The 855-nt window shown below is 39.2% G+C and carries 1 pseudogene; it reads right to left on the minus strand.

What is annotated here, in order from left to right:
* Window positions 1-855, minus strand: a pseudogene (locus HMPREF3182_RS02780) (hypothetical protein); the annotation flags it as partial.

The raw sequence follows: 855 nt of genomic DNA on the forward strand, positions 1-855 counted from the left end.
TAGCGTCGCCATCAATCTTCATTGGATTTGTTTTGTCTTTACTATTAAAAGTAATGCTTTCTAAATCAGAAAGATTCTTCGCCAAACGGATCTTCATCTTCGCATTGTTACCATCTGTTTCATCTACAATGGATTCTACGCCGATGTTATTATCGGTCAAGTTAGTAATGGTTTCATGATCTCTAACGATTTTAGCGCCGCCAACGATATTCACTTGATTATTTAATTTTACGCCTACCGCTGTGCCATCATCGCCTTTGAATTTCAAGCCATCATTCATGGTTGCCAATTCATTGTTCTTATTACCATCTTTAACGATAATACGGGTTTCACCATCTGTACCGTCAAGACCCACTTTTCCATTTCCAGTGGTAATGTCTACTTTATTCTCACCATCTTTACCTTTGATACCGATAGAACCGTCTTTACCATTCAAAGTAACGCTGTTGCCATCTTTACCATCAGCACCTGTTGGTCCTTGAACGCCAATAGTACCATCTTTACCACTCAAAGTAACGCTATTCGACTTACCATCAGCACCTTTTGGTCCTTGAATTCCAATTTCGCCATTTTTACCCTTGATAGTAACCGATTCGCCGTCTTTACCATTGACAGTGATTTTACCATCCTTACCATTGTCTCCAGCTTTACCAATGGAAACGTCATCTTGTAAGGAATAGATAATCTTCTTACCATCGCGTGCAATAGCAAGACCGTTGCCTGCATCGAAACCGAAAGCGTCTTTTTTAACGTCGCCCAATTTCACATCAAATTTGTTGGCATCGCTATTATCTTTGATATATACGTCAAAGCCTTTATTGGTCTTGTCCAAATTGTTCGTTATATTCGTAACAT

This window comes from Megasphaera hutchinsoni (assembly GCF_001553405.1).
GTDB classification, from domain to species: domain Bacteria; phylum Bacillota; class Negativicutes; order Veillonellales; family Megasphaeraceae; genus Megasphaera; species Megasphaera hutchinsoni.